Source organism: Bradyrhizobium sp., from assembly GCF_019244115.1.
Classification (GTDB): domain Bacteria; phylum Pseudomonadota; class Alphaproteobacteria; order Rhizobiales; family Xanthobacteraceae; genus Bradyrhizobium.
In genome coordinates this window covers 1-5,344 of the sequence record NZ_JAFATE010000223.1, presented here as the reverse complement: position 1 = coordinate 5,344, position 5,344 = coordinate 1, and the positions used below count along the sequence as shown (strand labels likewise).

The window sequence follows — 5,344 nt, the reverse complement described above, 5'->3', positions numbered from 1 at the left end:
GAGGATCGCGAGCCGTTCCGCGCTCACCATCTGGTCGATGTCGTCGCCCTGGGTCGAGAGCATCAGCGCGCCGTGGATGTTGCGTGACCGCTGCACCGGGACGGCGACGGAGACGATCACCTCGCCGCGGGCGTTGACGCGCACCATGCTGCGCTTCTGTCCCTTCAGCGAGTCCGCGACTTCCTGATAGCCGTTGCCGTTCTCGGGGCCGAGCTCGCGATAGAGCGGCAGGTCGCCGCGGTTGAGCCAGGTGCGCACCGCGATCATCGCCCGCTCGGCAATCCCGGGCTTGTCTGGCGAGGGCGGCGGCAGCTCGTAGCGCAGCACGTTCTCCAGATTGCGGCTGTCGAGAATCAGTCCGCCATTGGGATCGTAGATGCGGGCGCGCGTCTTGGTCGGCGAGATCAGGGTGCGCAGCACGGGGGCGACGCGCTCCGGGTTGATCGGGAATTCGAGCCCGGAGCCGTCGTCGGAGGCGCCGTAGCTCTCACCCGGCTTGAGGTCGAGCAGCCGCTCGGGATCGATGGTGATGGCGTTGGTCTGCACCGTGGCCGAGGCCGCGATCGCGCCGGCGATGATTTCGGCCTGCACCAGCAGGCTCTGCGCCCGCGCATCGATTAGGCCGGCGCGAAACTGCGAGAGGTAAAGGATGCTGGCGACCAGCGCGAGCAGGCCGGCGATGTTCAGCGAGACGATGCGGCGGGTCAGGCTGGAGAAGCTGAGCGCGAACAGAAACTGTCCGGCGCGATGCAGAAAGCCCGGCGGCCGCTGCCAGCTCTCGACCGGCTGGAGGTCTTCGGCAGCGCTGCCCGGAACGACGGAGGCGGTCGCGTCCTCGGCGTTCAGGACGATGTCTGGCTGCGTTCGATCGAGCAATGTTGCGTGCCCCGTCTTCGTAGTTCGTAAGACCCTCCAAGCGGGCGACCCAAGCATAGCGCCAAGGCTGCCCCTGATCGAGTTGCCTGACGATCCATTTTTGCTCTGGATCGCCGTCGCATACCTCCCCCAAGGAGGGTCCAAAAAACGCGATTACCCCAAATTGCAATCGCGCCCCGCCGTTCATGTTCGAGCATGATCTTGGCCAAAGCCGGGCCCCATCGGATCATGCTGGGGGCGCGCGCCGCTGCGCGCCGTCCTGTCGCATCAGGCTTCCTTGAAACGGTAGCCTACGCCGTACAGGGTCTCGATCATCTCGAAATCCTCGTCGACGGCCTTGAACTTCTTGCGCAGCCGCTTGATGTGGCTGTCGATGGTGCGGTCGTCGACATAGACCTGGTCGTCATAGGCCGCGTCCATCAGCGCGTTGCGGCTCTTCACCACGCCCGGCCGCGTCGCCAGCGCCTGCAGGATCAGAAACTCGGTGACCGTCAGCGTCACCGGCTCGTTCTTCCAGGTGCAGGTGTGGCGCTCCGGGTCCATCCGGAGCAGGCCGCGGTCGAGTGCCTTGGCGTCGTTCTCCTTCGGCACGGCCGTCGGATCCTTCGGCTGCGAGCGCCGCAGCACCGCCTTGACGCGTTCGACCAGCAGCCGCTGCGAGAACGGCTTGCGGATGAAATCGTCGGCGCCCATCTTGAGGCCGAACAGTTCGTCGATCTCCTCGTCCTTTGAGGTGAGGAAGATTACCGGCAGGTCGGATTTTTGCCGGAGCCGCCTCAGCGTCTCCATGCCGTCCATGCGCGGCATCTTGATATCGAGGATGGCAAGGTCGGGCTGGGTGGTGCGAAAGCCGTCGAGTGCCGACGCACCGTCCGTGTACGTCATGATACGATAACCTTCCGCCTCCAGAGCGATCGAGACAGAGGTGAGAATGTTGCGGTCGTCGTCGACCAGGGCGATTGTGGGCATGAGCCTGCTTTCACTGACGTCGTGGCTGAAACGGCGAGCATTCCTTTGATGCGCCGTATTTGGGCTTCGAACTCGGCCAACGAGCAATGCAAGCTGGGCTGAAGTGTGACCGAGTTCCGCAAAATGCATCATTTCGCGATGCATTTGTATCCCCTTCGAATCGTCGTTTAACCGAAAAAAGCCACTCCGCGCAATAGGATATCGAGGCAATATCGATGCAGCAAAGTGAACATTTTGATCCTTCGCGCGAAACGCGTTTATTGCTGCGAAAGAGCCGGCAGGGGGCGCTCGCCACCCTGATGGCCGGTCGCGGAGACCCGTACTGCTCCCTCGTCAACGTCGCCAGCCATCCTGACGGCACGCCGATCGTGCTGATTTCGCAACTTGCCGTGCACACCAAAAACATTCTCGCCGACAGCCGCGTGTCGCTGATGCTCGACGAGCGCACGGAAGGCGATCCTCTGCAAGGCGGGCGGATCATGTTACTGGGAAGAGCGGAGGACGTTGCATCGGACGAGCTTGTGATGGTGCGACGGCGCTATCTTAACGCGCATCCGTCAGCGGAAGCTTTCGTCGATTTCAAGGATTTTTCCTTCTTTGTGATTCGCGCCACCAACGTTCATCTGGTGGCGGGCTTCGGCCGCATCGTCGATCTCGGGCCGGAGCAGTTCTTGACGCCCATCGCTGATGCCAAACCATTGCTCGAAGCCGAGCAGGGCGCAATTGCGCACATCAATGCGGATCATCGCGATGCCGTTAACCTTTACGCGACGAAGCTGCTCGGTGCCGCGCCTGCCGACTGGCGTTGCACGGGCTGCGATCCCGCCGGCATCGACCTTGCGGCCGGCCGCCTTGTGCTGCGGCTCGACTTTCCCGAACGCGTGATCGGGCCCGAGGCCTTACGAAGAATGCTGGTCGGCCTCGCCGAGCAGGCGCGGGCGACGGCGTAAGCGACCCTGCTTCTCGCCGACTTGATCGACGTCGCCCCAAAGGAGCCGGCGCCGAAAGCCGCAACAACTGCATCATGAGTCAGGCCCCCTCGAGCGATGCGTTCGAGCCGGTGCTCGCCAAGGCAGATCTGGATGACGCGTCGGCGGACAGCCACGCCGATCCGGCGCTGCGGACCGTTCGCGCTGACCGGCGAAAGCGGCGCGCGCTAACATGCTAGTATGATGACGGCATTGCAGCATAACGCGGCTGCAGAACGCGGCTGCAAAACGCGGCTGAATGTCGCGCAACTTTACCCCGCTAACACAGGTTAACCGTGGTCGCCGTTTGCAACGGCGTCGCAATAAACCAAGGGCGCGGGATCAGCTTGGCAAGCAGGGCGTTGCCAAGTATTAGGTCGGACGACCGGGCGCGGACGGGCCTTTGGTCACGGTCGCCGCGGCAGGCGTAGGACCACGGTATCGGCGCCTTCAAGATACGCGGACTCTCGGGAGGAACTTCGTGCAAGAGACGGGTGTTCGGAACGGCGCCTTCGGCGCCGACAAATTCGGCTTAAAAAATCTCGAGCGCGTGCATTGGAATCTTGGCGCGCCGCAGCTCTATCAACATTCACTGTCTGCGGGTGAGGCGGTGCTGTCCGCCGATGGCGCGTTGTGCGCCGACACCGGCGAGTTCACCGGCCGCAGTCCGAAGGACAAGTTCACCGTCCGCGACGCGACCACCGACAAGAAGATGTGGTGGGCCGGCAACCAGTCAATCACATCGGAGCAGTTCGAGGCGCTCTACCAGGATTTCATCGCCCATGCCGAAGGCAAAACGCTGTTCGCGCAGGACCTCTATGGCGGCGCCGATCCGAGTTTTCGGATCAGGACGCGGGTCTTCACCGAACTTGCCTGGCACTCGCTGTTCATCCGCACGCTCTTGATCCGCCCCGAGCGCAAAGAGCTCGATGCGTTCGTGCCCGAGCTCACCATCATCGACATGCCGAGCTTCCGCGCCGATCCCAAACGCCACGGCGTGCGTTCGGAGAACGTCGTCGCGATCGATTTCGCCCGCAAGATCGTCCTGATCGGCGGGTCTTATTATGCCGGCGAGATGAAGAAGAGCGTGTTCACCACGCTGAACTATTATTTGCCCGAGAAGGGCGTGATGCCGATGCACTGCTCGGCCAATGTCGGCGACAAGGGCGACACCGCGATCTTCTTCGGCCTCTCCGGCACCGGCAAGACCACGCTGTCGGCCGATCCGAAGCGCACGCTGATCGGCGATGACGAGCACGGCTGGGGCCGCGACGGCGTGTTCAATTTCGAGGGCGGCTGCTACGCCAAATGCATCAAACTCTCGAAGGAGGCCGAGCCGGAGATTCATGCCGCGAGCAAGCGGTTTGGCGCGGTGCTGGAGAACTGCGTGCTCGACGCGGACACGCGGGAAGTCGATTTCGACAATGGGTCGAAAACGGAAAACACCCGTTCGGCCTATCCGCTCGATTTCATCCCGAACGCCTCGCGCTCGGGCCGCGCGCCGCATCCGAAGAACGTGGTGATGCTGGCGGCCGACGCCTTCGGCGTGCTGCCGCCGATCGCAAAACTGTCGCCGGCGCAGGCGATGTATCACTTCCTCTCCGGCTATACCGCAAAAGTCGCCGGCACCGAGCGCGGACTTGGCAAGGAGCCGCAGCCGGAATTTTCCACCTGTTTCGGTTCGCCGTTTTTGCCGCTCGACCCTTCCGTCTATGGCAACATGCTGCGCGAGCTGATCGCCGAGCACGACGTCGATTGCTGGCTGGTCAACACCGGCTGGACCGGCGGCAAATACGGGGTCGGCAGCCGCATGCCGATCAAGGTGACGCGCGCGCTCTTGACCGCGGCGCTCGACGGTTCGCTGCGCAATGTCGAATTCCGCACCGACAAATATTTCGGCTTTGCGGTGCCGACCGCGCTGCCCGGCGTGCCCTCCGAGATCCTCAACCCGGTCAACACCTGGAAGGACAAGGACGAGTTCGACCGCACCGCGCGCGGGCTGGTCGCAATGTTCCAGAAGAACTTTGCCAAGTTCGAGGCCAAGGTCGACGCCGAAATCCGCGCCGCCGCCCCCGAGGTGAAGCTCGCTGCGGAGTGACCTTCTGTCGTCCCGGCCAAGCGAGCCGAGCGGCGCATAGCGCCGCTTATGGCGAGCGCAGAGCCGGGACCCATACCGCGTGATTTATCAATAGAGCACGCCGGCTGACGTCGTGCCCAAGCATGATGGCCTGTGGTTATGGGTCCCCGCGTCGCGGGGACGACAGTTGAAGTCTGGGTGAGGTCTACGCCTTGAAATACACGATCTGCGTGGTGGTCGCGAGCAGGCGGCCGGAGGGCGACCACAGCTCGCCGGCCTGGTCGCCAAAACTCTTGTGAAAAACTTTTGCGTCGGCTTGTGCGAGAACACGCGAAAAGTCCTCGCGGGCGAGATCGTCGGCATCGACATGGAAATAGGTTGATAGCGACACCGTGCCGATCGGCACCAGCTCGCGCCGGGCATGAAAGATGCGGGCGAAGAACGCATCCGACAT

At 63.1% G+C, this 5,344-nt stretch carries 4 protein-coding genes and 1 pseudogene; 2 read left to right on the top strand and 3 right to left on the bottom strand.

Annotated features, from left to right (window positions below; all coding sequences use genetic code 11):
- Nucleotides 1-876: stimulus-sensing domain-containing protein (locus tag JOZ76_RS10020; protein WP_291698471.1), on the bottom strand; the 876-nt coding region annotated here is incomplete at its 3' end.
- A 267-nt stretch (nt 877-1,143) separates the two neighbouring features.
- Nucleotides 1,144-1,845 carry a response regulator transcription factor gene (locus JOZ76_RS10015; protein WP_291698470.1) on the bottom strand — a complete coding sequence of 234 codons (702 nt, stop codon included), beginning with the start codon at nt 1,843-1,845 and terminating at the stop codon, nt 1,144-1,146.
- A 215-nt stretch (nt 1,846-2,060) separates the two neighbouring features.
- Here JOZ76_RS10015 and JOZ76_RS10010 point away from each other — a divergent pair, with 215 nt between their 5' ends.
- Nucleotides 2,061-2,795: a HugZ family pyridoxamine 5'-phosphate oxidase gene (locus JOZ76_RS10010; protein WP_291698469.1), complete on the top strand. Its 735-nt coding sequence runs from the start codon at nt 2,061-2,063 to the stop codon at nt 2,793-2,795.
- A 499-nt stretch (nt 2,796-3,294) separates the two neighbouring features.
- Nucleotides 3,295-4,911, top strand: a complete 1,617-nt coding sequence (locus tag JOZ76_RS10005; RefSeq protein WP_291698468.1) for a phosphoenolpyruvate carboxykinase — start codon at nt 3,295-3,297, stop codon at nt 4,909-4,911.
- A gap of 184 nt (nt 4,912-5,095) precedes the next feature.
- On the opposite strand, the pseudogene JOZ76_RS10000 reads toward JOZ76_RS10005, so the two are convergent.
- Nucleotides 5,096-5,344, bottom strand: a pseudogene (locus JOZ76_RS10000) (acyl-CoA thioesterase domain-containing protein); the annotation flags it as partial.